Annotated in this window: 20 protein-coding genes; 2 read left to right on the top strand and 18 right to left on the bottom strand. The window is 35.7% G+C overall.

Going from position 1 to position 24,411, the window contains the following annotated elements; translation table 11 throughout:
* Positions 1-445 precede the first annotated feature (445 nt).
* The 12 genes from QVA17_RS07705 to QVA17_RS07650 form a co-directional block, all read right to left on the bottom strand.
* Positions 446-1,102, bottom strand: coding sequence for an SdpI family protein (locus QVA17_RS07705; protein ID WP_287387573.1), 657 nt, complete (start codon positions 1,100-1,102; stop codon positions 446-448).
* Positions 1,103-1,303: 201 nt separating this feature from the next.
* Positions 1,304-1,825 (bottom strand): hypothetical protein, encoded by a 522-nt coding sequence (locus QVA17_RS07700; RefSeq protein ID WP_287387572.1) that lies wholly within the window; start codon positions 1,823-1,825, stop codon positions 1,304-1,306.
* A 16-nt stretch (positions 1,826-1,841) separates the two neighbouring features.
* Entirely contained in the window at positions 1,842-2,864 is a 1,023-nt protein-coding gene (locus tag QVA17_RS07695) for a glycosyltransferase family 2 protein (RefSeq protein ID WP_103953263.1), read from the bottom strand.
* A 77-nt stretch (positions 2,865-2,941) separates the two neighbouring features.
* Positions 2,942-4,720, bottom strand: a complete 1,779-nt coding sequence (gene argS / locus QVA17_RS07690) for an arginine--tRNA ligase (RefSeq protein ID WP_287387571.1) — start codon at positions 4,718-4,720, stop codon at positions 2,942-2,944.
* Positions 4,721-4,732: 12 nt separating this feature from the next.
* Positions 4,733-5,467, bottom strand: coding sequence for a tRNA pseudouridine(38-40) synthase TruA (gene truA, locus QVA17_RS07685; protein WP_287387570.1), 735 nt, complete (start codon positions 5,465-5,467; stop codon positions 4,733-4,735).
* Positions 5,468-5,679: 212 nt separating this feature from the next.
* Complete coding sequence (locus QVA17_RS07680) at positions 5,680-6,042, bottom strand: response regulator (RefSeq protein WP_074522171.1); 363 nt, start codon at positions 6,040-6,042, stop codon at positions 5,680-5,682.
* Positions 6,043-6,059: 17 nt separating this feature from the next.
* Positions 6,060-6,644, bottom strand: a complete 585-nt coding sequence (locus tag QVA17_RS07675) for a chemotaxis protein CheX (RefSeq protein ID WP_027431843.1) — start codon at positions 6,642-6,644, stop codon at positions 6,060-6,062.
* A 200-nt stretch (positions 6,645-6,844) separates the two neighbouring features.
* Positions 6,845-8,305, bottom strand: coding sequence for an IMP dehydrogenase (guaB, locus tag QVA17_RS07670; protein WP_287387569.1), 1,461 nt, complete (start codon positions 8,303-8,305; stop codon positions 6,845-6,847).
* 232 nt (positions 8,306-8,537) lie between these two features.
* Positions 8,538-9,044, bottom strand: coding sequence for a hypothetical protein (locus tag QVA17_RS07665; protein ID WP_287387568.1), 507 nt, complete (start codon positions 9,042-9,044; stop codon positions 8,538-8,540).
* Positions 9,045-9,873: 829 nt separating this feature from the next.
* Entirely contained in the window at positions 9,874-11,499 is a 1,626-nt protein-coding gene (groL, locus tag QVA17_RS07660; RefSeq protein ID WP_287387567.1) for a chaperonin GroEL, read from the bottom strand.
* A gap of 74 nt (positions 11,500-11,573) precedes the next feature.
* Positions 11,574-11,858, bottom strand: a complete 285-nt coding sequence (gene groES, locus QVA17_RS07655) for a co-chaperone GroES (RefSeq protein WP_027431847.1) — start codon at positions 11,856-11,858, stop codon at positions 11,574-11,576.
* 150 nt (positions 11,859-12,008) lie between these two features.
* Entirely contained in the window at positions 12,009-12,893 is an 885-nt protein-coding gene (locus QVA17_RS07650) for a DNA-3-methyladenine glycosylase family protein (RefSeq protein ID WP_287387565.1), read from the bottom strand.
* 199 nt (positions 12,894-13,092) lie between these two features.
* Here QVA17_RS07650 and QVA17_RS07645 point away from each other — a divergent pair, with 199 nt between their 5' ends.
* Positions 13,093-14,178 carry a transglutaminase domain-containing protein gene (locus QVA17_RS07645; protein ID WP_287387563.1) on the top strand — a complete coding sequence of 362 codons (1,086 nt, stop codon included), beginning with the start codon at positions 13,093-13,095 and terminating at the stop codon, positions 14,176-14,178.
* Between the two features lie 165 nt (positions 14,179-14,343).
* On the opposite strand, the gene map is transcribed toward QVA17_RS07645, so the two are convergent.
* Complete coding sequence (map, locus tag QVA17_RS07640) at positions 14,344-15,216, bottom strand: type I methionyl aminopeptidase (RefSeq protein ID WP_287387561.1); 873 nt, start codon at positions 15,214-15,216, stop codon at positions 14,344-14,346.
* A gap of 288 nt (positions 15,217-15,504) precedes the next feature.
* Here map and QVA17_RS07635 point away from each other — a divergent pair, with 288 nt between their 5' ends.
* Entirely contained in the window at positions 15,505-16,368 is an 864-nt protein-coding gene (locus QVA17_RS07635) for a hypothetical protein (protein WP_287387559.1), read from the top strand.
* A gap of 91 nt (positions 16,369-16,459) precedes the next feature.
* Here the strand turns inward: QVA17_RS07635 and QVA17_RS07630 are convergent, their stop codons facing one another.
* The 5 genes from QVA17_RS07630 to QVA17_RS07610 form a co-directional block, all read right to left on the bottom strand.
* Positions 16,460-18,106 carry a putative manganese-dependent inorganic diphosphatase gene (locus QVA17_RS07630; protein ID WP_287387557.1) on the bottom strand — a complete coding sequence of 549 codons (1,647 nt, stop codon included), beginning with the start codon at positions 18,104-18,106 and terminating at the stop codon, positions 16,460-16,462.
* Positions 18,107-18,307: 201 nt separating this feature from the next.
* Entirely contained in the window at positions 18,308-20,809 is a 2,502-nt protein-coding gene (locus tag QVA17_RS07625; protein ID WP_287387555.1) for an HAD-IC family P-type ATPase, read from the bottom strand.
* Positions 20,810-20,864: 55 nt separating this feature from the next.
* The gene (locus QVA17_RS07620; protein WP_287387553.1) at positions 20,865-21,710 is read right to left on the bottom strand and encodes a hypothetical protein; all 846 of its coding nucleotides are present in this window, start codon (positions 21,708-21,710) and stop codon (positions 20,865-20,867) included.
* A 240-nt stretch (positions 21,711-21,950) separates the two neighbouring features.
* Positions 21,951-22,148: a cold-shock protein gene (locus tag QVA17_RS07615; RefSeq protein WP_027431855.1), complete on the bottom strand. Its 198-nt coding sequence runs from the start codon at positions 22,146-22,148 to the stop codon at positions 21,951-21,953.
* Between the two features lie 150 nt (positions 22,149-22,298).
* Complete coding sequence (locus QVA17_RS07610; protein WP_287387551.1) at positions 22,299-24,362, bottom strand: LTA synthase family protein; 2,064 nt, start codon at positions 24,360-24,362, stop codon at positions 22,299-22,301.
* Positions 24,363-24,411: the final 49 nt, after the last annotated feature.

Raw genomic sequence — 24,411 nt, 5'->3', positions numbered from 1 at the left:
CGTTTAACATTACTGTTATTAAGGATAATCATTTCAAAACAAAATTGTTTTACGATTGATTACTCGCTTGAATATTTCAAAGAATTTTCAAGGTTGTCATTCTGTTCAGTTGTCAAGGTTCTTATCTTCAAAGCCTTGTGTTTACTGGCTTTGTTGATGTTTTGTTGTCGTTGCTGTATCGCAGCGACTTGTATATATTATCATCTAGGCCACTTAATGTCAACAACTTTTTTCCTTTTTTCGCCTACTTTTTTACTGTACTTTTTATACTTATCAATACTTTAATTTACATTTCTCATTCAAGCCGCAAAAATACTGTATTTTCTGCAATTCAACACCATAATTTCTCTGAAAGAGAAATTTCCTATAAAGTAAAAAAAGACCTCATAAGAGGTCTTTAAAGCTATATTTATTACTATTCATTTCTATACTTCACAAATCATTTTTACGCATTTTTTTGTATTTCATCTTTATAAACTCTTGCAGAATATGCATTACAAACAAGAATTTCTATTAAAATCATAGCTAAAAATACAAGGTAAGCGTATAAATTTGCCATTACAATAGACATAACAATTAATGCTACTGCCACTATAAAGCTTAATACAGATGCTAATTTATTAACTTTATTCCATGTATCCTTACTTTTTAATGTATAGGTATTTCTATATCCCCACACTGTGTTTTGTTTTAGTCTAGCACATGCTATTGAAATTCCTATAAACAAAATGGCATCTACTATTAATGAAATACTTATTAGATTTAAGTCTGCGCTATAGCTAGCATCCCTTTTTAATCTTATCAAGCCATATTCATAATAAGCACCAAGGATTGTAGCATAAGCTATTATTAAGAATGTTATGCCTGTCATTAAAACTAAATCCTTTTCCTTAGACTTTGGATCTGACTTAATTATATAGTCTGCTAATTCAAAGATAACTAAAGCAATTAATAAACCTGCAGAAGCACCAATAAAGCGAATCAAATCATCCCCTAAGCTAATTCCTAGGATTTTTGGTAGCGCAAATGTTACGAATGCATTTGCTATTACAATTAATAATACTAGTATTAACCTTATTCTTTTTAGTTTCTTGTTTTTCATATGTCCCTCCTGCAAGTCTTATAATTTCATTTAATTATACTACTTTTTTAATCTTTTAACACTACTTTTTAATCTTCTAACAATAGTCCTAATAATTAGGTAATCAGGTCTAACAAGAATACAATCAAAAAAGCCTAGCTTTTGTATGATATGCTCCCTGTATACTTGACAGAGGGCATATCAAAAGCTAGACTTTTTATTCTAAAATTTAATTGCGCATTTATTTTTATCAACGTTATCTGTGATTATCTGTGGAATTGCTTTCTTCTCTTCTTGTGTCATATCTTTAGTATTAAGCATTACAATCATCTTAGAGCCATTAAATAGCATGTAGTAACCATACTTATAATAAGCTGTTGTACAATCATTCCATTCATAATTATACTTTAAATCATGTTCTGGAATATCTGCTAATATTCCAGACTTAGTTACTGTCATGATGCACTTAGCTTCTTCTGCAGGGTCTCTATGCTTTAAATGATAATTCACACTACTTTTAAATTGATATAAAAATATAAATAGTGGATATGCTACACAAACCGCATAAATAACAAGTAAAAAGTAAGTATAATATCCTGCTGCAAGTAAACAAATACTTATTATTGCAGGTGTTATTGTAAGAATTGTTTCAATTGGATTACGTATAAAACGATTCCAGAATACAATTCTTTTATAATCATCGCCTTTTGCTTTTAGGCTTGTTTCGTATTTTATCATGTCCATATTATGCAAACCTCAATTAATTAAATCCAATAAGTTTATTCATTACTTTGTAGCCAATTTTAGAGATTCCACGTCCCACTGGTCCTCCTGGAATATTTACTGACCAGCCAAGGGCACAGTATCTAAGCTCTTTATATAACTTGGCATCTCTTTCCTTAACAAACTTCCATAATTCCTTCTTCTTTGCTAAGTTTTCCTTAGTTCCTGAAAGGATTAGGAAAATAGAAGATATTTCCATCATAATACGAAGATAATTTCTCATATAATAACGGCACTTCTCGTTGTTATGTTCAAGAGAAAGGTAAGATTCAATCATTCTTCTTGTTACTCTTAACTGCTGATCTATTCTGCTAATCATGACCTTTTCATTAACTGACTGGTCATCTCTACCTATAAAGTATCTGTAGAAATTAGTGTCTAGATAGTACATTTTCTTAACAAATGGTAATGGCTCAAATACAAAGATATTATCTACATAGAAAGTATGCTTAGGTAGTTCAAGCGCGCATTCCTTTAATACAGAAGTCTTGTAAATTACTGAATGCATTAAAATGTACTGGTCAACCTTAAATTTAGCAAGCATTTCGTCCCAACCAAACATTTTCTCAATAGGGAAAACATTGCGGTAATGAACCACTTTCTTTCTTGGTGCTCCAACCTTCTCATAGACATAATTGCAAATCATCATGTCAGGTTCGTTGTCTTCACTAAAACTCTTTAATGTCTCTAAAACCTTCTTATAGCTCTTTCCATCTACCCAATCATCACTATCTACTACCTTATAGAAACGTCCTGTTGCATTTCTAAGGCCAGTGTTTACAGCCTCTCCATGACCGCCATTTTCCTGATGAACTGCTTTTACAATTCCTGGGTAAAGGGCCTCGTATTTCTTTGCAATTTCAAGTGTGTTGTCCTTAGTTGAACCATCATCAACAATAATAATTTCTACGTCGTCTCCGCCTGCTAATAAAGAGTTGATACATTTTTCCATGTATGCAGCTGAGTTATAGCAAGGAATTGCGAATGTTAATAATTTCATATGTTAAACCTCATTCCTTTGATATAACAAATGTTTAATATGTCGGAACTATCCCGCTCTTTAAGCATTTGATTTTATTACATGCGCTCTGGGCATTCAAAAGCAAGTAAATCGATACATGTTTCAAGCACTCTCTTTGTAAGGTCGAGTAATGAAACATAGCCTGCCTTAAGCGATACATTTTCTTCAGCTAAAATCTTAGTATCGTGATAGAAGCCGTTGAAAGCGTTTGACACTTCGTAAATATACTGACAAATTCTATGTGGTGCGTTGTCGTGGTAAGCGCTATCAATAACGTCTGCAAACTTAACCAAAGATAGTGATAGAGCCTTCTGGCTGTCCTTATCTGTAGGAAGGATTGCACCTGCTTCAACCTTGCCACCTTGTTCAATATACTTATTAATAATAGACTTAATTCTTACAATAGTGTAGAGAATGTATGGACCTGTGTTACCTTCAAAGGATGCAAATCTATCTACATCAAATACGTAATCCTTTGATGCCTGGTTTGAAAGATCACCATACTTAAGGGCTGCAAGTCCAACAATCTTAGAGATATTCTTAGCTTCTTCATCTGAAACGTCTCTGTTGTCCTTTACCTTATTGTAAACTGCTTCATTAATATCAGCGATTAAGTGCTCAAGTCTCATAACACCGCCGGCACGTGTCTTAAATGGCTTTCCATCCTTACCATTCATTGTACCGAAACCTACGAATGTAAGATTAGCGTCTGGCTTAACAATTCCAGCCTTCTTAGCTACTCTAAAGAACTGTGTATAGTGTAGTTCCTGTCTCTTATCTGCAAGATAAACATAAGCGTCAGGACTATATAATTTTTCTCTTTCAACAAGTGTTGCAAGATCTGATGTTGCGTAAAGGGCTGCACCATCTGACTTTCTAACGATACATGGAGGCAATTCCTTAGAATCTGTCTCTTCCTGAATATCTACAACAATAGCGCCCTGGCTTTCATGAGCGATGCCATCAGCTATCATCTTATCTACCATCTCTTCGATATATGGCTGAGCATCTGATTCGCCCTTCCATAATTCAAAGGATACATTTAAATTATCATAATTCTTCTTTAAGTCAGCCTTAGAGATAGTCATAATATGATGCCAAAGGGCACGGCATGCCTTATCCCCCTGCTGTAACTTAAGAGTTGAAAGATGTGCTCTTTCCTTAAAGGCTCTACCTTCATCTGTATCTTCCTTAGACTTCTTTGAAGCTGCAGGATAGATTTCCTCTAATTCTGAAATTGTAAATGGAGCTTCACTTGGATATTCTCCTGTGTAGCTTTCATCAAAATAGCAAAGGTCTGGCTTTCTATCACGAAGTTCTTCAATAATAAGACCCATCTGAAGACCCCAGTCTCCTAAGTGAACATCACCGATTGTCTTATTGCCAACGTAGTTGTTGATTCTTTTTACAGATTCGCCAATTACTGCTGAACGAAGGTGACCAACATGAAGAGGTTTTGCAGCATTAGCTCCACCATAATCAACGATTACAGTCTTGTTGCCTTCTGCATTAACATAGCCAAACTTCTCTGTCTTAGCCATTTCATTAACATAACCTGTAATAAATTCTGGGCTAACTGTCATATTGATAAAGCCTGGTTTTACGCTTTCGATTTTTGAAAATAATTTACTATCCTGTAGGTTTGCAACTACGTCATCAGCAATCATAAATGGAGCTTTCTTTAAAGCCTTAGCTGCTGCCATAGCACCATTACACTGGTATTCGCAAAGGTCAGGTCTATTAGAGATATTTACCTTAGCATAGCTTGTATCAACGCCAGCTTTTGTAAATGCAACTTCTAATTCTTCTGTGATTAATTCAATAACTGTCTTCATTTATCCTCCTAATTAATACTCAATCTCTTTTAAAAATAAGCCATAACTCTCGGCCGGAAGAGACATTGTAATATTCTCGCCATCTAATGCTTTCTTAACATCCTCTGCCTTTTTAAGACCAGTTGAGACATCAAGTAAAAAGCCAATCATAAGTCTTGCCTGATTGTGCATAAAATCATTAGCCTTAATTCTTAAGTAGGCATAGTGATCTTCGATTTCAAGGGAAATATTCTTAATATCCTTTACTGTAGACTTGCTACGCTTAGCAGTTGTGAAAGCCTTAAAGTCATGCTTTCCAAGAAAATACTTAGCACCTTCGTGTAAAGCCTTGAAGTCTGGTTTATCAAAAGTGTGGTAGGCATATTTTCTTGAAAATACATCTGCTATATTCGCAATGTCTAATCTATATTCGTAAGTCTTTGACTTAGCATTTAACTGGGCGTTAAATCTTTCATCGACTTCCATTAACTCATAGACTGCAATATCTCTTGGGAGATATCTGTTGAGATAATTTCTGATTTCTAGTGCTGACAAATGTTTCTCTAACTTAAAGTTAGCAACCTGAGCAAGTGCATGAACGCCCTTCTCAGTTCGGCAGCCACAAATAAGCTCAATATCTTGATTAGTGAGCTTTTTAAGTACTTCAACAATCTTGTTCTCTACGGTATTAGAGCCTTCATCCTTAGCACGAAGCCATCCGTCATACCTAGAGCCGTCATATTGAAGTGTCATTCTGTAATTATACATAATTCCTCCAAATTCAGCTTAAACTTGCCATAATTAGCCGTTTCTTAAATTCTAATTTATTAAGGTTTAAGTTTTGTTAAACCGCAATAAAAAAGGTGCAACTTGCCATTAGACAAGTTACACCACATTATACAACTTTTACTTATTTATAAGCAACCTTTATTTAGTGGAGTCTAATAAAGACTATTATTTCACTAAATATACGGAAACTTCTACTCTTCTAACACTTTATTGATTGTGTTTAAAATGACTTCAGAGTCGAAAGGTTTCTGAATAAAATCTGCCGCGCCTCTTTTGAGAGCTTCCACCATATTACTCTTTTGTCCTGCTGCTGTTACCATAATTACCTTAGCCTGAGGTTCTATATCTACAATTTCCTTAACCGCATCAATACCATCCATTACTGGCATTGTAATATCCATAGTAACTATATCTGGCTGATAGACTTTATATTTTTCCACGCCTTCAAGTCCATTAACAGCCTCTGAGACAATTTCATGACCAGCTTCTTCAAGCATGGTTCTTAAGAATTTTCTAGATGTTTTTGAATCATCAACAATTAATATCTTAGCCATATCCGCTTCCTCCTATTCTACGCATTTAATTTGATCTTGTCATTAGCTGCCATTAGCAATTTAAAGCTCTTGCCATTCATTTCAAAAACAGCTACATAAAGACCGGTCTCTGATGTTACGCATGTATCTTTGTAGAACACTGGCGGATGCAGTGTAACTTCTATCTCTGAGCCACTTAACTTGGTTGCATATGCACCATTCATAACATTTATTAATTCACAAAGGGCATCATAAGCATCCATATCAAGTTCTCTAAAATCCTCTCCTGCAAATACTGACGCAAGTTCTACAAGTTCATCGTCTTCTCCTGCAATCCCTAAAAATACGTCAATATCGCCATCCATTATCTGACAGCCCATAAACTGCCCTTGATACTGCTTAATGTACTCTATACTTTCCATTACAATCTGGGTGTCCATAAATGTAGCTAAACTCTTAATTGCACATTGTAACTGGGTAATATAATAGTCATTATTCATATCAAAAAATGTTGTGACCATTTCATCTATATTGCCTTGTTTAATCACTTGAAGCTCATTGTCTGTGAATACCGAACCAGAGTGATTCTTTGCAATATACTTACCAAGTATCTTGTCGTTCATACACAATCTCCTCGAGTTAAAAATATTATTGTCCACGTTATTTATACTAATAATATTATACCATGACATTAACATTTTACAAGTCTTTTAAAGAATAAAAGAATTTAAAAAAGACGCAATTCCTATGGCGGAACTGCGTCTCATTTTTATAAAAATATATCTAATTATGTCTGATTTATTCAAATATTACTAACTAAATATTACTTATCCTCAACTGCGTAGTTAGGAGCTTCCTTAGTAATATGAATGTCATGTGGATGTGACTCACGAAGAGCAGCACCTGACATCTTAATAAACTGAGCATTCTCCTGAAGATGTGGGATATTAGGAGCACCATTGTAACCCATACCTGAACGAAGACCACCCATAAGCTGGAAGATTGTATCTTCTACAGTTCCCTTATAAGCAACTCTACCTTCAACACCTTCTGGAACTAACTTCTTAGCATTAGTCTGGAAGTATCTATCCTTGCTACCATTTTCCATAGCTGCGATAGAACCCATTCCTCTATATACCTTATACTTTCTGCCCTGGAAGAGTTCGAAAGAACCTGGAGCTTCGTCACAACCTGCAAGTAAGCTACCAAGCATACAAACTGATCCACCAGCACCGATAGCCTTAACGATATCGCCTGAGTACTTAATACCACCATCAGCGATTACTGGAATACCATACTGCTTAGCAACTTCGTATGAATCCATAATAGCTGAAACCTGAGGTACACCAATACCTGCTACAACTCTTGTTGTACAGATAGAACCAGGTCCAATACCAACCTTAACAGCATCTACACCAGCTTCGCATAATGCCTTAGCAGCAGCGCCTGTAGCGATGTTACCAGCAATAACCTGAAGATCAGGGAATGCTGACTTGATGTCCTTAAGTGTTGTAATGATGTTCTTAGAATGACCATGAGCTGAATCAATAACGATTGCATCAACATTAGCCTTAACTAAGGCTTCTACTCTATCCATAACGTTAGATGTGATACCAACTGCAGCACCTGCAAGGAGTCTACCCTGTGAATCATGAGCTGAGTTAGGGTACTTAATTGACTTCTCAATATCCTTGATTGTAATAAGTCCCTTTAACTTAAATTCATCATCTACGATTGGTAATTTTTCTTTTCTTGACTGAGCTAAAATCTTCTTAGCTTCTTCAAGAGAAATACCAACTGGAGCTGTAACTAAGTTTTCACTTGTCATACATTCCTTAATTGGTCTATCAAAATTCTCTTCGAATTTAAGGTCTCTATTAGTAATAATACCAACTAACTTACCATTGTCATCAACAATTGGTACACCTGAAATTCTAAACTTAGCCATAAGGTCGTTAGCCTCATGTAATGTATTATCTGGATGTAAAAAGAATGGATCTGTGATTACACCATTCTCTGAACGCTTAACCTTATCAACCTCTTCAGCCTGCTGCTCAATAGACATGTTCTTGTGGATGATACCAATACCACCCTGTCTTGCCATAGCAATTGCCATTCTGTGTTCTGTTACAGTATCCATACCTGCACTCATAAGCGGAATATTAAGCTTAATATTCTTAGTAAGGTATGTAGATGTGTCTACCAAATTAGGTGTTACTTCTGAATACTGAGGTACTAATAATACGTCATCAAATGTAATGCCTTCACCAATAATCTTACCCATTCTAATCTTTTCCTCGCTTTCTTGCTTCTTATACTTCTTTACTTTGTCTAGCGTTGTTAATAACACGACGCCAGTATCGCGTCAACGCTTATATCAAATCAATACCAATAATGATATTCTATTGCTTTAGAGTGTTAAATTGCCTCTAAAACAACATAAAACAGCACCGATACAAGATCAGTACTGTTTATGTATTATTAGAAATATATCACTATGAATTATAAAAGTCAAACTATTTTTCTGAAATCTTATAGGCTGATTCAGCAACTGTTTCTTTGATTGCTTCAAGGATCTTCTCATCTGGTTCTATATACAATCTAACCTCTTCATTAGTAGCATCATCATATACATAACATACTACTACTTCTCTATCTGATAGACGTCCTAGATAGTCATATGTATGTACATTGGAGTGCTGTAATCTCATAGCTTCTTCTGAATCTGCATAGGCTACAAGCTTTGCTCTTGAAAATGCATAGCTTCCCATATGTCTTCTTGTTGTCTTACCCATAATTCTATCCACTGATAAAACATCTTCATAAAATGAGTACTCGATCTCTGCGTTGTAATACTCAAATACAAGTACTGTCACAATCAAGAATGCTATAAGAATTATGATTCCCATAACACCTGTTGTAGGTACTGTTGTTGCTGCTAATACACATGCAATAATTAAAACTATTCTATATAACCAGGATATAGCGGGCGCTTTAACTTTAATTAACTGTTCTGCGTTCATAAATTACTCCTTAAGTTTAGTGTCCCCTCAGACCTATTTTTACTAGGGCAATTGTAACATATTGGGGACGGAAAATCTAGGGCGGGGGCGGAGAGTTTTGGGTCACCGGCCATTGCATCGCTAGCACTAAGTCTGAGGGGAGACACGCTTGCGCTATCTAGCTGCCTAGCGGGTACTAAAAAATTCCCTAGCACCGCAGGCGCTGGGAATTCTAGGTACCGAGGCAGACTAGCATGTCCCCCTCACACTTGTGCTAGCGATTCCATTCCGGTTTTCACTCCCCCGCCCAAGATTTTCCCCCACACCCCACTAGGTTAGGGGAACTGCCGGGAGTTGGCTGTGGTTGGGACGCCAAATGCACTTCGTTGTTTGGCTGTGGATTGATACCGGAAAGATGAGGGAGATGAGCGAAGTAGGACGGCAAAGGCGCGTTGCTGTTTGCCTGTGTAGGAGAGAGAAAGGACGGCAAAATTGCTTCGCTCTTTGCCTGTGTGATGAAGAGAGGTACGAACGGACGCTAAATGCGCTTCGCTGTTTAGCTGAAATACGAGATAGGTGCCAAATACGCTTCGCTGTTTGGCTGGATAATGTAATAGGACGGGCTATTTCTTCGAAATTTGCCCTGTTTCTTGCAATAAAAAAGTCCATGAAAGAGTTAACTTCCATGGACTTTAAGTGATTTTTTTGGGAGCTCCTAAAGGAGCTTTTATGGTTCGCTTTCGCGAAGTTTTTATGTGCTAGCCTCTGCTAGCACTGTGGATTTACCTTTAATTATGATGTATCGAATCATAGATTCGATACTAGACTTAAATCAATGATTTAAGTCAGATTACATCATACCACCCATGCCTGGGGCAGCTGCTGGCATTGCTGGTGCTGCTTCTTTAATAGTAGCTACTGCTGACTCTGTTGTAAGGAGTGTTGATGCTACTGAGCATGCATTCTGTAATGCTGAACGTTCTACCTTTGTTGGATCAAGGATTCCTGCTTCAATCATATCTACGTATTCTTCGTTGTATGCATCAAATCCTGTTCCTACTTCTGATTCTCTTACCTTATTAATGATTACAGCGCCTTCAAGTCCTGCGTTGTATGCGATGTGGAATAATGGTGCTTCAAGAGCCTTTAAGATGATCTGAGCACCGATCTTCTCATCACCTGAAAGAGTATCTACTAACTTAGCTACTTCCTTAGATGCATGGATGTATGCTGAACCACCACCTGATACTACACCTTCTTCTACTGCTGCTCTTGTTGCGTTAAGAGCATCTTCCATACGAAGCTTAGCTTCCTTCATTTCAGTTTCTGTTGCAGCACCTACTCTGATTACTGCTACGCCACCTGCAAGCTTAGCAAGTCTTTCCTGTAACTTTTCTTTATCAAATTCAGATGTTGTCTCTTCTAACTGAGCTCTAATCTGAGCAACTCTTGCTTCGATATCTGCCTTGTTGCCTTCGCCATCAACGATTACTGTGTTCTCCTTAGCAACCTTAACTGACTTAGCACGACCAAGCATATCCATTGTTGTATCCTTAAGTTCAAGACCTAATTCTTCAGAGATTACCTGACCACCTGTAAGAATTGCGATATCCTTAAGCATTTCCTTACGTCTATCACCGTAACCTGGAGCCTTAACTGCTACTACGTTGAATGTTCCTCTTAACTTATTAACGATAAGTGTTGTAAGAGCTTCACCTTCAATATCTTCAGCAATAATAAGGAGTCTAGATCCATTTTGAACAATCTGCTCTAAGATTGGTAAGATATCCTGGATGTTAGAGATCTTCTTATCTGTAATAAGGATGTATGGATCATCTAAGTTAGCTTCCATCTTATCCATATCTGTGCACATATATGCTGAAATGTATCCTCTATCGAACTGCATACCTTCTACAAGGTCAAGTTCTGTCTGCATTGTCTTTGATTCTTCAATAGTAATAACGCCATCGTTTGAAACCTTCTCCATAGCGTCTGCTACCATCTGACCTACGCCTTCATCAGCTGCTGAAATTGAAGCAACCTTTGCGATCTGTTCCTTACTTGTAACCTTCTGGCTCATCTTAGCAATAGCTTCTACTGCTGCATCTGTAGCCTTTCTCATACCCTTTCTTAAAACGATTGGGTTAGCACCTGCTGCGAGGTTCTTCATACCTTCGTTAATCATTGCCTGAGCTAAAACTGTAGCTGTTGTTGTACCATCACCAGCAACATCATTAGTCTTAGAAGCAACTTCCTTAACTAACTGAGCGCCCATGTTCTCGAAAGAATCTTCAAGTTCGATTTCCTTTGCGATTGTAACACCATCGTTTGTGATAAGTGGTGCACCGTAAGATTTATCTAAAACTACGTTACGTCCCTTAGGACCAATTGTTACTCTAACTGTGTTAGCAAGCTTGTTAACGCCTTCTTCTAATGCTTTTCTTGCTTCAATGCCATACTTAATTTCCTTAGCCATGTCTTTAATCTCCTTTCAAAACCATGTCTTTTTTATTCAAAATCATTATAATTAATTTCTAAAAAGTCTTTATATTATTCAATAACTGCTAAGATGTCTGACTGCTTTACGATTGTGTATTCTTCGTCGTCTAACTTAACTTCTGTTCCAGAATACTTAGCGTAAATAACCTTGTCGCCAACCTTAACCTGCATTGTAACTTCCTTGCCATCAACTAATCCGCCAGGACCAACAGCAACAACCTCTGCCTGCTGTGGCTTCTCTTTAGCCTGACCTGGTAATACGATTCCTGACTTTGTAGTCTCTTCTGCCATAATTGCCTTAAGAACAACTCTGTCTCCTAATGGTACTAACTTCATAATTAAATCCTCCTTTTAATATCAAAATCCTAAACGCCTCTAACGTTAACATTTTTCTTTACTGTTAGCACTCCTTAACTTCGAGTGCTAATATCAACATAGTTAAAGTTACCACTAGTCTAGGGCTTTGTCAATAAATAGATGCAAGTTTTATAATTTGTTTATTTTTAAGCTTCTAGCATAATAAAAGAGGTATTGTTGGGCGTATCCACCGAGGTCTTTATATTTTTCTTTTGCAAATTTTTCGATAACCGGAATCTTAGTATCCTTGCCCTCAAAATACTTGGCCTCCATGATTCGCTTAATCCACACATCAATAGGAAAAGCTTCTCTTTTATTTAAAGCAAAAAGACTTACGCAGCTAGCTACTTTAAGGCCTACACCCTTGATTTTAGTTAGTTCTGCTATAGTCTCTTCTGGGCTTAGCTTATCAAAGAAGGCTCTAAAGCTGGCTTCATCTGTGCCAGAGAATTCTAGGGCTAGCACTCTATCAATCGCATCCTTTATATAAGGGGCTCTAAAGCCGGTTTTTAGTTCTTTTAAATCCTCTACTGTTACATTTTCAAGCTGCTTAGGACTTGGGAAGGCGTAGAGTTTGCGACTAGAATCTTCATATAATAAGTCGCCATATTTTTCAGAGATGTCGGCCACAATCTTTTTAATATGAGGAATCTGCTTGTTTTGCGAAATGATAAAGCTAATGAGGGTCTCAAAGAAACTCTGATTAAGCAAATGCACACCCCACTTTACCTCAATAGCCTCTGCAAGCTTTGGATCAGCCTTTAAAAGTTCTTTTTTTATAGCTTCGTAGTCGCGGTCTAGGTCGAAATACATTTTCCAAATATTGTCAAAATCGGACTTGTCGGTGTTGTAAAATATTAGTTCGTCGTCTTTTTGCGCAATGTGAAGCGCTCTATTATAGGCAGTTAGCACGTAGTCCTGCTCTGCAATCTTTTCAAAATGAAAGCACTGGCCACACTCTAGTGTCTGTTCTAAATCAAAATCTATAGGTCGTTTTATTACAAAATCGCTCATGTTACATTTTCCTTTCAGAATTAATATCTATGACCCATTATATTATTTTGGAAACTCTTGGCAAGTTTTTTAAATTTAACCTTTTATTTTATATAATTTCATATTAAAATAAAGAAGTAGTTTTTCTACATATGTTTATGAATTTTTGGCCTACGGGCTTTTTATATATTTTTTGGTTTTAACCGCAAATGGAGTTTATATGAAATTAAATAAAAGAATCTTAGCCATAATTAGTGGCGCTAGTCTAGCTTTTTGCTTAACAGCTTGTAAGCTACCTTTCCTTAGCAACACTAACGAAACTGAGACTTCTAGCATTAGCTATATAGCTTTTGAGAATAGTGCAAGCACAACTGGGGAAATTATTGCTTACATTCAATCTGCACTAGATAATAATGAGGAGTCTTGTGAAATATTTGTTAGTGACGAAAGTCTTATAAATGCTGAGGATTGGCTATCAAGTCTTTCAGGCTTAGAGCAATTATCTTGCGAATATCGAAGAGTGAAAAACGGTTATAATTTAGTTGTTACATTTACAAGATGGGACAACTACGCTATCGTTAATGCCTATAAAAACTCGGATACTTCTGAGTTAAACGAGAGGCAGCTTGCTCTTTACAATAAATACCTAGAAATTTTGGGAGAAGTCACATCTAGTTCTAATTCAGATTATGAAAATGAATTGGCTATCCACGACTATCTCGTTGAAAATATTACTTACGTGGACCACGGCGACAACTCTTTTAATGCCTATCAGGCTTTAATTAATGGTGAGGCTGTTTGTAGTGGTTATACAGAATGTTTTAAAACATTACTTGATATGCTTGGAATTAATAACTACACAATTTCTGGTGTAGCTGGAGACCAAGCCCATATTTGGAATGTTGTAGAACTTGATGGTGAATGGTATCAGGTGGATGTTACTTGGGATGATCCGGTAAATAGTAATTCTGATTACATTCAGCATTACTATTTTAATATTACTGCTGAGGATATGGCCCTTGATCATACTTGGGATACTGATACTTATCCAAAGAACACTGTCACTGGCACTAAGTATTCTTATGCCAATGCAGAGAATTTAAAGAAAATCACAGCACAAACTGATTTAAATAACTATATTGTTTCTAATATTAGAAAGCGTGCCACATCCATCGAATTTACAACAACTGATACTTTCGATTTAGCAGCTGCTGTAAAGCGTGCCGGTGTGCAGCTTAGTTATTCATATAAGGATGTAGAGCGTAGCGATTACGTATTCTATGTTGTTAACTTTAATTATGAGTAACATTTTAATTCATAAATATATTTAGACTACAACTATAAAACGAAATAAAACCATAAAAATGGGATGTCTCTTTTTTACAAGAGGCATCCCTAATTTTTGTATAAAATTTATCGATACATTATATTGAGTTTTCGACCTTTATACTGTGATACATTTTCAAAAATATTAGTATGTCATTACTTCGTAACCGTCTTCTGTTACGTGAACCATAATCTCCCACTGTGCTGAATAAGAATCATCATCTGTATAAATTGTCCAACCATTTGAATCATCAATAAAAATGTCTGGAAGACCTTCGTTAATCATTGGCTCGATTGTAAATACCATACCTGGAGCCATAACCATTCCTGTTCCCTTCTTAATTACATAGCTTACAAATGGTGTTTCATGGAATTCAAGACCAATTCCGTGTCCGCCAACTTCACGAACTACTGAATAGCCATTTGCCTTAGCATGATCTTGAATAGCCTGAGCTACATCACCTAAATGGCCCCATGGCTTAACCTGCTTTAATCCAAGTTCAACACATTCCTTAGCTACATCTACTAACTTCTTGTGTTCTGGTGCAACATCACCAATACAGAACATTCTTGACGAATCTGAATAATATCCATTAAGAATTGTAGAACAATCAACATTTATAATATCGCCATCTTCAATTACAATCTTATCAGATGGAATACCATGGCAAACTTGATTATTAAGAGATGTACAAACACTCTTTGGGAAACCTTCATAATTAAGAGGAGCTGGAATACCGCCCATCTTAGTTGTTGTTTCATATACCATCTTATCAATATCTTCTGTTGTCATTCCTGCCTTAATGTTATCAGCAACATAATCAAGACAAGCAATATTAATCTTAGAGCTTTCTCTCATACCCTGAAGTGTTTCTTCATTCTTAATTATGCTTCTTGGTGGAACCTTGTGAAACTTTCTTTTGAAAGTATCAATCTTTCTGTCCCAGTCTCTATGACACTCGCAATAAGGCTTGCCGCTCTTGCACCAACAAGGATCATTTGCTTGAATCTTCTTCATATCTATTACTTCCTTTCTATATCAATCCGTTAGAAACAGACTTATTAACCTTTAAAACATTGTTCACATTGTAAAGCATACATTTTTATTATACTCGTGTATTAGGTTAAAAAAAAGTAAATTAATAATAAATTTTATCAAGAGACATGTATCGCATCCATCTTCATTTACCTTATCTATGACAAGTGCAAAAAATTAAAGTTAAATCCATTGTAGGACAATTTCGTTTATGATAAAATTATTTCAAAAAGGATAATGTGTATATAACAAAATAGATAGGGGGATATTATGAAAAAGATATTTGGTGGGATTAATTTAACTTGGCCGAAGTTGATTATAATGGCTATTATTTTAGGTGTTTATACTGCTATTATGGCTATGTTACCAATAGCAAAAAATACTTCATTTAGTGATTTAACTGTTAGCTTTGAAGTATGGATCTTTTTAGGAATATTTATTATTATGAATAGTAAATCTCCTAAAGATTCTGCGTTAAAGTGTTTTATCTTCTTTTTAATTAGTCAACCGTTAGTATATTTGGTTCAAGATATAATTAAGCATAGCAACTTATTTAATACGTATTATAGATTTTGGGTCTTATGGACAATAGCTTGTATTCCTATGGGATTTATTGGATATTACATGAAAAAAGATAAATGGTGGGGATTATTAATTCTTATTCCTATGTTATTATTAACTGGAGAAATGTGTGCTGGTTATTTGTCTGATACAATGTTCTCTTTTCCAAGACATCTTTTAACTACTATTTTTTGTATGGCTTCATTAATAATCTATCCATTAGCTATATTTAATAATAAAAAAATAAAAATTACTGGAGTAGTAATAAGTGGATTATTGATTATTTCCATATTTGCTATATGTATAATCAATCCTCCTAAATATAGTACGATTATATTGTATAATGGAGATGAATACCAATTTGACGACTCATATAATGTATATTTAGTAGATAAAAAATATGGAAATCTAAGTGTTGAATATGATGCAGGATTAGAAGATTGGGCACTTCATGCTGATTTTAAAAAAGCCGGGAAAACTGAATTTGTAATAGAATCGCCAGATGGAAAGAAAACAACATTTGATATATCCATTAAAAGAAGTACATATACTATAAAAGAAAAAAATAATTAATCGCACTATTTGCGGCTCATAAAAAAATGCTGAATTCTTAAGGGGATTCGCCCCTAAAAATTCAGCATTTTTTTATCGTCATATAGCCTTTCTAAGACTGCATCTCGTCAATTATAGCCGGCAAGAACTGTTTCTTTCTTGAAACAACTCCCTTTAATAATACAGGGTAGTCATCATTCTCGACGTTAAATGCACCCCTTAATATCTGTAGTGCATTCTTACCCTGACAGATAACATAAGAAGCCTCAGACATAATATCTGTTACAAGGAGGAAGGTCATATCTAGGCCTGTTGACTTAATAGAGTTAGGAATATAGTTTAATTCTCTTTCTACTAAAATCTTAACCTCATCCATTCCCATAACGTTAACCTGACCAACACCAATGTTAGTATCATTAACTGAGAATCTCTTAAAATCCTGATAAAAGATTTCTTCTTCAGTCTTTTCAGAGAGGTTGCTACCTGCTCTAAACATTTCTCTACCATAGCTTTCTGGGTCGATGCCAGCAATAACTGCTAAGTCTCTTGCTGCTGCCTCATCCTCCCAAGTACATGTTGGTGATTTGAAAATCAATGTATCTGAAAGAATTGCAGAACACATGACTAAAGCCATAGTCTTTGATATCTCGATATTATTTTCCCTATACATCTTATAGACGATAGTACATGTACAACCTAGTGGCTGGTTTCTAAAGAATACAGGTGTGATGGTTTCAATTGAACCAAGTCTGTGGTGATCGATGATTTCCTGAATCTGTGCATTGTCGATACCAAAGACTGCCTGTGTCTTCTCGTTGTGATCCACAAGAATAATATTCTTCTTGCCTGCGCCAAGTAAATTTCTACGAGAAATCATTCCCACATATTTACCCTCTTCGTCTTCGATTGGGAAATCTCTAAAACGCTTCTTAGCCATTATATCTTGAATGTCTTCAATATAATCTCTTGTCTTAAAACCTATAAGCTTTTCTCTCTGCTTCATAAAGAAGCTAACTGGAATAGCCTGGTTCATAAGTCTGGCAACTGTGTAAGTATCATATTCTGTGCTGATTACTATAACACCTCTGTCGCTTGCAATCTTAGAAATTGTATTAGATACTCTCGCACCTTCACATACAATAATACAACCAGCGCTCATTTCAATAGCACAAAGCTGAGCTTCATATCTATTACCTAAAATAACGATATCGCCTTCATCAATCATCTCTTCTAGAATATCAGGATTAGCAACGCCAATAAGAAGCTTACCCTTTACGTAATTATTCTCCACATTACCTGTAACTACTTTACCATTTAATGTTTCAACGATATTAGTAAAGCTTGTATTAGATGTAGATAAAATCTTATTATCAAAAACCTCAAAATAAGATTTAGAAACGTCACCAATAGTTACAAGGCCTTCAAGGTTCTCGCCTTCTGTAATAGGCAATGTTACAACATCTAAACCTTTCATAAGTTCCCATGCTTTACGTACAGATAAGTCTCTATTAATACCTTTTGTTCTTCTAATCTCTATATCCTTTACCTGAGGACGTACATCTTTGATGTATTCTGGGGCCTTTAAGCCCGCCTTTTTTAATACGAACTGTGTCTCTTCGTTTAGATGACCAGCTCTTTTAGGCTCATATAATTCACTTTGAGTGATCTGATTTTTTAAATTAGCATAACTGATTGCTGAACAAATTGAATCTGTATCTGGATTCTTATGTCCTACAACCCATACTTTTGATTCGCCCATATAACCTCCACGTGCGAAAATTCGCTTATTTATTTATCTTCTTTTCCCTTTAATTAGCCTACACAAGTATAGCATATTGTTAATAGTCTAACAATCGTTTTAGTCATCTTTTTTGTATAATATTTCTCAATTATACGTTAATTTAGCAGAGTTTTTTGGTCATTTTTTATTAAAAATTTGTTCACAGTTCGTTAACTTTTTCTAGCCCTGTAGTATCTTTCTTGCTCTCCTGCTATGGGTTAAAAGATATCCTATTATTTTGTTAGACAATCTTACAAATACTAGAAGGATTCCAAGACCAAGTGCCATAAAGACTACTGTTATCTGCCATTGGAAGAAATCTAGTATTGCTATCTTAAATAAATTTGGAGCCACAATTATAGTTAATACAATTCCTACTACCATGGCGATGCAAAGTGCAAGTCTAAGTTTGTTTAATGGGTAGGAAACTCTAATTAAAGTTCCGATTCCCACTGCTAGCATAGACAGTATTGCCATGGTTGAAACAAGCTCGTGGCTTAAGCCCGTTAGATTTCCATATATCACAACTAGAACTACAATTATAAAATCCGTCAAACCGGATGGTAGAGCATTTACAATAACATTAACTAGGAAATGGCCTCTAATTAGGCTCTTGTTTGGTTGAAGAGCTAAGAAGAAGGACGGAATTCCTATGGTAAATGCACCAAGTAGGGATAGCTGTGTTGGATATAGTGGGTATAAATTTGCCGCAATAAGTGTAAATATAGTTAGTAAGATTGAGAAAATGTTCTTTACTAGGAAGAGACTTGCAGATCTTTGAATATTATTTACCACTCGTCTTCCTTCAGCCACCACCGATGGCATTCTTGAAAAGTCAGAGTCTAATAATACGATTTGCGCTGCATTTGCTGCTGCCTCACTACCTGTTGCGACGGCGATACTGCAATCTGCCTCTTTTAGAGCTAATACATCATTAACTCCATCCCCTGTCATAGCTACTGTTTTACCAGCTTCCTTAAGGGCCTTGATTATCATCTTCTTCTGCTCTGGGATTACACGGCCAAAGACTGTGTATTTGGCAACGGCTTTTTTAAGTTCCCTATAGCTTGTTAAGCTTGTTGCATCTATGTATTTATCTGCATTTTGAATGCCAGCTTTTGCTGCAATCTTTGACGCAGTAATAGAATTGTCACCTGAAATTACCTTTATATCTACGCCTTGTTCGGCGAAGTATTTAAAGGTCTCTGTTGCATTTTCTCTAATCTCATTCTCTAGGATTATAAAGGCCTTTGGTGTTATTGGCTTAGTTAGCGCCTTACCTTCTAGGATTTCACTTGTTTCGCCAAAGACTAATAATCTTGCGCCTTCTGAAGTTAGTGCCTTAATCTGCTCTTCGTATTTAGAAAAGTCACTTGTTAGCACATATTCTGCGGCGCCAAAGACTAGAGATCTGTCTTTAAATATTGCTGCCGAGTATTTGCTTGCTGATGAAAATGGACAAACTATATCTGTTTTTTCATCATTATCCGCTGGCAAAAACTCCTGCTGAATGGCCTTCATTGTCTCGTTATCTGCTGCCATGCTAGCAGAGGCCATCCTGATTTCTCTAGATACATTTTCATTAAAATCTTCATCTAGATAAATCACCTTGCTTACTGACATCTCGGGGTTTGTAATAGTTCCTGTCTTGTCCACGCAAAGGACGTTAACTCTAGCTAATGTCTCCACGCAATTCATCTCATGAATTAAAACTTGTTGTTTTGCAAGTCGCATAATTGAGACTACCAAGGTGATACTTGCTAGTAAATAGAGGCCTTCCGGTATCATGCCCACTAGCGAGGCAACTGTGGATACCACCCCTTCTTTTATTGAGTAGCCTAAAAAATAGACTGCTCGTATATACATAATTAATCCTAAAGGCACGATAATCACGCCGATTAAGGTTACCATTCTATTTAGAGAATCGATCATGTTAGTTTTCGTTTTCTTTCTTGTGGCTTTCGCCTCAGCATTTAACTTAGCCGCATAGGCTTCATCTCCAACTGCTGTAAGCACTGCTCTACACTGTCCTGACACAATAAAACTGCCTGATAATAACAAATCTCCGGCCTCTTTAATTACATCATCTGACTCCCCTGTAAGTAGAGACTCATTTACCCTAACTGTTCCACTCCTGATTACTGAATCTGCGCAGACCTGATTTCCTGCGCTAAACACACACATATCTCCACGAACCAAGGTCCAAGAGTCCACCACTGTTTCACGGCCATCTCTTATAACCCTAGTTTTTGGAGCATTCACAACATTTATCTTATCTAAAACTTTCTTGGCCCTTATCTCCTGAACTATACCTATGATGGTATTCCAGATGATAATAGGCATAAATGTTATATCCGTATAAGATTTTACTAAGCATAATAAAACTGCAAAAGTAATAAAGATTAAATTGAAGTAGGTAAAAATGTTACTAAAAATTATCTGCTTTATAGTCTTAGAGGGCTTATTAGTTGAAATATTACTAAGCCCCTCTAAGTTTCTTTTACGTACTTCCGCCTTAGACAAACCGCTATCTATGTCGGTTTGCAGTAATGCATCGTTATTAATATACTCTTCTGTACTTCCTCTAAAATTAGCTACTCTATTAGCTATCTTTCCGACAACTTTACTGTCCGCAACATTGTCGACTGCTTTTCTCACTGTTATATATTTTTTATTCCTCATACTCAATTACCATACGTAGTTTACACTTATGTCTTAATTAAAGTAATCTTACTTTCTATTCTTTACTATATTCAATTGCCTTTGACACTTTATTTATTAATATTATAGCACCAATTGTTACAATTGTCTTAACAATAAAGCTAATTGCTATACTTGTTACTGATCTATAGTCATATACAGTAAATGAAAGAATTGATACGAGCTGAATTGCAATTGCATACCAACTCCACATGTAATTAATGTTCTTCTTCATTGCACCAAAAGTTGCAACCATAAGGAAGAGATTTAAGAATAAATCAAGTACTGCTGCAAGGCCAAGTAATGCCCAAATTGTTTCTGGTGCATAGAATAACTGGCTAAATGTGTCAGCAAGGCTTGTTATGTTAGCTTCTGTTAAACCTTCTGTAAGGCCTGAAATAAAGTCTGTTGTAACTTCGCCCTGGTTAATTAAAACCTGAGCATTAACATAGAATGCAAATATACTTAAGCCGTAGCTAAAGATGCCCTGTCCAATACCAATACCTAAACCTGCAAGATAAACATCTCCTGGACGCTCATATCTTGAAATCATCATCTTTAAGATGAACCATCTTGCAATTCCCATACCGATAGCAAGGAAAATTGCCTGCACTAGATTATATGCACTCTGATTATAACTAAAGGCATAGTCAATGGATGGAATCATTGCAAGAGCTGATACCACCAACTGAGAGAATATAAATCCAAAAATACCATAAGTTACAATACCAAATAAAAATGGAACAACTCGTCCATTCCATCTTCTAAAAATAATAATTGTGGCAACAATAATAACTGATAAGAATAATATTCCTCCCGCAGTTATAAATGATAATACGTCACCTGATAAAGTCTTCCCTATAAATTCATTAAAACTTTCCATTATTAATCTACCTTCCTTATTATTGAGGCCTTTAAAAATGCTACAAAAGACCTATATAAAATAATAACAGATAGCGCCTTAATCGTCTATTCTAGCTTTATAAACTTCTTATAAAAAGGCACAAAAAAAGAAGCTGTAAAGAAATCCTTTACAGCTTCGTCCTCTTTTACTATCTTTTCTCAATATATCTATCCGCCTAAGCCTCGATTCATTGGAAAAAGGTACGTCATAACCCCCAGATTAGAGCTTAGTAACGTTAGTAGCCTGAGGTCCCTTAGCGCCTTCTGTGATATCAAACTCAACTGAAGCACCTTCCTCTAATGACTTAAATCCTTCCATGTTAAGACCAGAGTAATGTACGAATACATCCTTTCCTGATTCATCAGAGATAAAGCCATAGCCCTTCTGGTTATTAAACCACTTTACTGTACCTTTCATTTAATAGTACCTCCATAAAATATCTAGTTGTTCTTAGTAAGTTAAGGTTCCCCTCCCTTAATAAAAATACCTTAATTATCTTAACATTTGCTTTATTGTATGTCAATAAGTTATAGTATTTCTCATACTATGTTTTTAGTTTTGTACAATCTAAGCAGCTAGGCGGAGGAAGCGCTCATCTAGCGCATCTTCGTTAGTGGAAGCCGGAACCGTATACATTACACGGCTAAGCTCGGTACCATCTGAATCAATTTGGGCAACAGATACGATATCACCTTCATTAACTGAGGCATTCTCTACCTTTAGGAGCCTATCATTAATCTTCTCTGTCGTATACTTCTTGTTATTTATAAATACCGTTGAGTAGTCATTAAAGTAAGTTCCTTCCACATACAGGTCTCCATCATATTCATAGGTTCCCGTTATAGAAATTGTATCTAGACCATAGTGTAAGTTAGTTGCTGTATATGGGCTTTCACCTTCGTAAATATCCTGATCTCCGTAGAGAATATCATATTCAAGGATTGTAAGATTCTTTAAATAGTCCTCTGAGTCATGGCTTGTCTGGTGATATTTAAAGATATTACCCTCTGAAATTCCTAATCTTTCAAATACGTAAGCAGTTAACTGATATGCTTCAAGGTCAACATCTTCCTTTTCCGTATCGAAGTTACTCCACATTACATATTCAGTCTCATAGATACTGTTATGTTTCATATCTGAATCTGTTAAGTTAAAGGTTGGAAGATGATCGCCATACATTACAAGTACAGTCTTCTCATCACGCTGAGATAACATATCTGTTAACTCGCCAATAAACTTATCCATATCATGAATCATGTTAACGTAATATTCAAAGCCTGTCTGATTCGCAGAATCAGGGAAATTGCTAATTGTAATTTCTGGTGTATAACCTTCAGGATATTCATTAGGATAATCACCATGTCCTTCAACAGATATTGTATAGATATAATCTGAACCATCTGTAGAATTAAGGGCTTTTTCAAGGTATTCTGTTAAGATTTCATCCTTTGCCCAGTTTCCATTAGGTGTAAGCTCAATTCCATCCATATATTCTATTGGTGTAAATGTATCGTAGCCTAAATGTGTAAATACCTTATTTCTTGTATAGAAAGTAGCATCGTTATTATGAACCACGTGAGTTGTATAGCCAAGATTTTTAAGGGCATAAGCTGCCGACTCACAAACCTTGTTTTGTAATACTGTCTTATATGGGTATTCACCAGGTCCAAAGTCATCAAGATTCATACCTGTCTGAACTTCAAACTCAGTATTTACTGTACCTGCACCAAATACAGGAACTGATAAATAACCTGATGTAAACTCGCTTTGTAATCTATTGAAGTTTGGAAGTACCTGTTCAGATACCTCTAATCCATTAATTTCAGTTGGATCAAAGAAAGATTCAAGCTGAAGAAAAATGATATTAGGTGTCTCTTGTGCAGTTTTCTCATCAGTTGTTGTGCTATCAATAGTTTCTTTTAGGTTTTCTACATATTCTTCTGAATAATCAGAATCCTTACTTACACCTCTATTTAATACACTTGTTGTAAAGCAATAAGTGAAACCGTAATTTTGGAAAGCATTTGATAAGTTACCAAAATCAGTTCCCATTACATTATGTAAAAGAAATGTTGCAATTGCTGCATATGTAAAAAGAATTACTAGAGCTGACTGGAAAAAGCCAAATAGGAAGAATCTTCTTCTTGAAAGCTCTGTTTCTACCTTGCCTGTCTTTCTAAAGAGAATGATAAGTAGGGCAATTACAGCAACTATTAGAACAATGATAAAGACAATGTTAATAAGTGTTAAATACATTGGCGCAACCTTTATTGCATCATCAATAAGTAAAAAATCCATTGCTGTAAATGGAGTTTTACGTGTTGATTTTACAATAAAGTTAGTTACTGCAAGACCTAACCAGCCCACTGAAATCAAAGTGTAAACAAAAGCTCTCTTCTTAAACATCATACCAATACTTAAACATGAAGCTATAATTAGCATGTTTACTAAGAAAATAACTGGTGATGTAAATGGCATCCAAATGCCTGATAAATTTCTTTTATTAAGGCACTCTATTATCATAGTAACAATTATTGAGTAACAAACTGGATGGATAATATCATATGTCCATATTTTCTTGAAAAAATTCTTTAAGACTTCCCATACTTTTAAGTCTTTTATCTTATCCATATATTCCTCCTTATTGTCTATTATTCGAGTAAAAACAAAAAAGGGCAGA

This window comes from Lachnospira sp., assembly GCF_016290755.1.
GTDB lineage: Bacteria > Bacillota > Clostridia > Lachnospirales > Lachnospiraceae > Lachnospira > Lachnospira multipara.
This window is presented reverse-complemented; position numbering and strand designations above follow the sequence as displayed.

Excerpts from the sequence above, each read along its gene's own strand:
- QVA17_RS07695 (WP_103953263.1), bottom strand. The coding sequence starts at position 2,864 with ATGAAATTATTAACATTCGCAATTCCTTGCTATAACTCAGCTGCATAC.
- QVA17_RS07645 (WP_287387563.1), top strand. The coding sequence starts at position 13,093 with ATGAAATTAAATAAAAGAATCTTAGCCATAATTAGTGGCGCTAGTCTA.
- QVA17_RS07635 (WP_287387559.1), top strand. The coding sequence starts at position 15,505 with ATGAAAAAGATATTTGGTGGGATTAATTTAACTTGGCCGAAGTTGATT.
- QVA17_RS07675 (WP_027431843.1), bottom strand. The coding sequence starts at position 6,644 with ATGAACGACAAGATACTTGGTAAGTATATTGCAAAGAATCACTCTGGT.
- QVA17_RS07625 (WP_287387555.1), bottom strand. The coding sequence starts at position 20,809 with ATGAGGAATAAAAAATATATAACAGTGAGAAAAGCAGTCGACAATGTT.
- QVA17_RS07700 (WP_287387572.1), bottom strand. The coding sequence starts at position 1,825 with ATGGACATGATAAAATACGAAACAAGCCTAAAAGCAAAAGGCGATGAT.
- map (WP_287387561.1), bottom strand. The coding sequence starts at position 15,216 with ATGAAGAAGATTCAAGCAAATGATCCTTGTTGGTGCAAGAGCGGCAAG.
- truA (WP_287387570.1), bottom strand. The coding sequence starts at position 5,467 with ATGTATAATTACAGAATGACACTTCAATATGACGGCTCTAGGTATGAC.
- groL (WP_287387567.1), bottom strand. The coding sequence starts at position 11,499 with ATGGCTAAGGAAATTAAGTATGGCATTGAAGCAAGAAAAGCATTAGAA.
- QVA17_RS07650 (WP_287387565.1), bottom strand. The coding sequence starts at position 12,893 with ATGAGCGATTTTGTAATAAAACGACCTATAGATTTTGATTTAGAACAG.
- QVA17_RS07705 (WP_287387573.1), bottom strand. The coding sequence starts at position 1,102 with ATGAAAAACAAGAAACTAAAAAGAATAAGGTTAATACTAGTATTATTA.
- QVA17_RS07610 (WP_287387551.1), bottom strand. The coding sequence starts at position 24,362 with ATGGATAAGATAAAAGACTTAAAAGTATGGGAAGTCTTAAAGAATTTT.
- argS (WP_287387571.1), bottom strand. The coding sequence starts at position 4,720 with ATGAAGACAGTTATTGAATTAATCACAGAAGAATTAGAAGTTGCATTT.
- QVA17_RS07630 (WP_287387557.1), bottom strand. The coding sequence starts at position 18,106 with ATGGGCGAATCAAAAGTATGGGTTGTAGGACATAAGAATCCAGATACA.
- QVA17_RS07665 (WP_287387568.1), bottom strand. The coding sequence starts at position 9,044 with ATGAACGCAGAACAGTTAATTAAAGTTAAAGCGCCCGCTATATCCTGG.
- groES (WP_027431847.1), bottom strand. The coding sequence starts at position 11,858 with ATGAAGTTAGTACCATTAGGAGACAGAGTTGTTCTTAAGGCAATTATG.
- QVA17_RS07620 (WP_287387553.1), bottom strand. The coding sequence starts at position 21,710 with ATGGAAAGTTTTAATGAATTTATAGGGAAGACTTTATCAGGTGACGTA.
- QVA17_RS07615 (WP_027431855.1), bottom strand. The coding sequence starts at position 22,148 with ATGAAAGGTACAGTAAAGTGGTTTAATAACCAGAAGGGCTATGGCTTT.
- guaB (WP_287387569.1), bottom strand. The coding sequence starts at position 8,305 with ATGGGTAAGATTATTGGTGAAGGCATTACATTTGATGACGTATTATTA.
- QVA17_RS07680 (WP_074522171.1), bottom strand. The coding sequence starts at position 6,042 with ATGGCTAAGATATTAATTGTTGATGATTCAAAAACATCTAGAAAATTC.